Annotated in this window: 1 rRNA gene; it reads left to right on the forward strand. The window is 54.0% G+C overall.

Annotated features, from left to right (window positions below):
- Window positions 1–2,536, forward strand: a 23S ribosomal RNA gene (locus ABID56_RS12895); the annotation flags it as partial.
- Window positions 2,537–2,548: the final 12 nt, after the last annotated feature.

Below are 2,548 nucleotides of genomic sequence, written 5' to 3' on the forward strand. Positions count from 1 at the left end.
TTGTCCTCCGGCGTGGATCCTGAGTACGACGGAACACGTGATATTCCGTCGGAATCCGGGAGGACCATCTCCCAAGGCTAAATACTCCCTAGTGACCGATAGTGAACCAGTACCGTGAGGGAAAGGTGAAAAGCACCCCGGAAGGGGAGTGAAATAGAACTTGAAACCGTGTGCCTACAAGTAGTCGAAGCCCGTTAATGGGTGACGGCGTGCCTTTTGTAGAATGAACCGGCGAGTTACGAGGACGAGCAAGGTTAAAGGGAAGACCTGGAGCCGCAGCGAAAGCGAGTCTGAATAGGGCAATTCAGTTCGTCATCGTAGACCCGAAACTGTGTGATCTACCCATGTCCAGGGTGAAGGTCAGGTAACACTGACTGGAGGCCCGAACCCACGTATGTTGAAAAATGCGGGGATGAGGTGTGGGTAGCGGTGAAATGCCAATCGAACACAGAGATAGCTGGTTCTCTCCGAAATAGCTTTAGGGCTAGCCTCAACGCACGAGTCTTGGAGGTAGAGCACTGATTGGACTAGGGGCCCCTATCGGGTTACCGAATTCAGTCAAACTCCGAATGCCAATGACTTATCGTTGGGAGTCAGACTATGGGTGATAAGGTTCATAGTCGAAAGGGAAACAGCCCAGACCGCCAGCTAAGGTCCCTAAGTATGTGTTAAGTGGGAAAGGATGTGACGTTGCTCAGACAACCAGGATGTTAGCTTAGAAGCAGCTATCATTTAAAGAGTGCGTAATAGCTCACTGGTCGAGTGACGTTGCGCCGAAAATTTACCGGGGCTAAACACATCACCGAAGCTGCGGATTGTCCGTAGGACAGTGGTAGGAGAGCGTTCTAAGGGCGTTGAAGTCAGACCGTGAGGACTGGTGGAGCGCTTAGAAGTGAGAATGCCGGTATGAGTAGCGAAAAAGAAGTGAGAATCTTCTTCACCGTAAGCCTAAGGTTTCCTGAGGAAGGCTCGTCCGCTCAGGGTAAGTCGGGACCTAAGCCGAGGCCGAAAGGCGTAGGCGATGGCCAACAGGTTGAAATTCCTGTACCACCTCCTTTCCGTTCGAACGACGGGGAGACGCAGGAGGATAAGGGAAGCGTGCCACTGGTTGCGCACGCCCAAGCAGAGAGTGTGATGGATAGGCAAATCCGTCCATCGGACGCATGATCTGTGACGGGGAGGGAAATACAGTACCGAAGTCCCGGATTTCACACTGCCAAGAAAAGCCTCTAGTGAGGAAAGAGGTGCCCGTACCGCAAACCGACACAGGTAGGCGAGGAGAGTATCCTAAGGTGATCGGGAGAACTCTCGTTAAGGAACTCGGCAAAATGACCCCGTAACCTCGGGAGAAGGGGTGCTCACCTAGGCTACGGCCTAGGGAGCCGCAGTGAAAAGGCCCAAGCGACTGTTTATCAAAAACACAGGTCTCTGCGAAGCCGTAAGGCGAAGTATAGGGGCTGACACCTGCCCGGTGCTGGAAGGTTAAGGGGATGCGTTCGTCCTTCGGGACAAAGCGTTGAACCGAAGCCCCAGTAAACGGCGGCCGTAACTATAACGGTCCTAAGGTAGCGAAATTCCTTGTCGGGTAAGTTCCGACCCGCACGAAAGGTGCAACGACTTGGGCACTGTCTCAACGAGAGACCCGGTGAAATTATACTATGCGTGAAAATGCGCATTACCCGCGACAAGACGGAAAGACCCCGTGGAGCTTTACTGTAGCTTGATATTGAATGTTGGTACAGCTTGTACAGGATAGGTGGGAGCCAGAGATACCGGAGCGCAAGCTTCGGTGGAGGCGCCGGTGGGATACCACCCTGGCTGTACGGACATTCTAACCCAGAGCCGTGATCCGGTTCGGAGACAGTGTCAGGTGGGCAGTTTGACTGGGGCGGTCGCCTCCCAAAAGGTAACGGAGGCGCCCAAAGGTTCCCTCAGAATGGTTGGAAATCATTCGCAGAGTGTAAAGGCAGAAGGGAGCTTGACTGCGAGACTGACAAGTCGAGCAGGGACGAAAGTCGGGCTTAGTGATCCGGCGGTTCCGCATGGAAGGGCCGTCGCTCAACGGATAAAAGCTACCCCGGGGATAACAGGCTTATCTCCCCCAAGAGTCCACATCGACGGGGAGGTTTGGCACCTCGATGTCGGCTCATCGCATCCTGGGGCTGTAGTCGGTCCCAAGGGTTGGGCTGTTCGCCCATTAAAGCGGTACGCGAGCTGGGTTCAGAACGTCGTGAGACAGTTCGGTCCCTATCTGTCGTGGGCGTTGGAAATTTGAGAGGAGCTGTCCTTAGTACGAGAGGACCGGGATGGACACACCGCTGGTGTACCAGTTGTTCCGCCAGGAGCACTGCTGGGTAGCTACGTGTGGTCGGGATAAGTGCTGAAAGCATCTAAGCATGAAGCCCCCCTCAAGATGAGATTTCCCATTGCCTCGAGCAAGTAAGATCCCTCAGAGACGATGAGGTTGATAGGTCTGAGGTGGAAGCGTGGTGACACGTGGAGCTGACAGATACTAATCGATCGAGGACTTAACTAACGGTTAAGACGC

It is taken from the genome of Alkalibacillus flavidus (assembly GCF_040545925.1).
GTDB lineage: Bacteria > Bacillota > Bacilli > Bacillales > Alkalibacillaceae > Alkalibacillus > Alkalibacillus flavidus.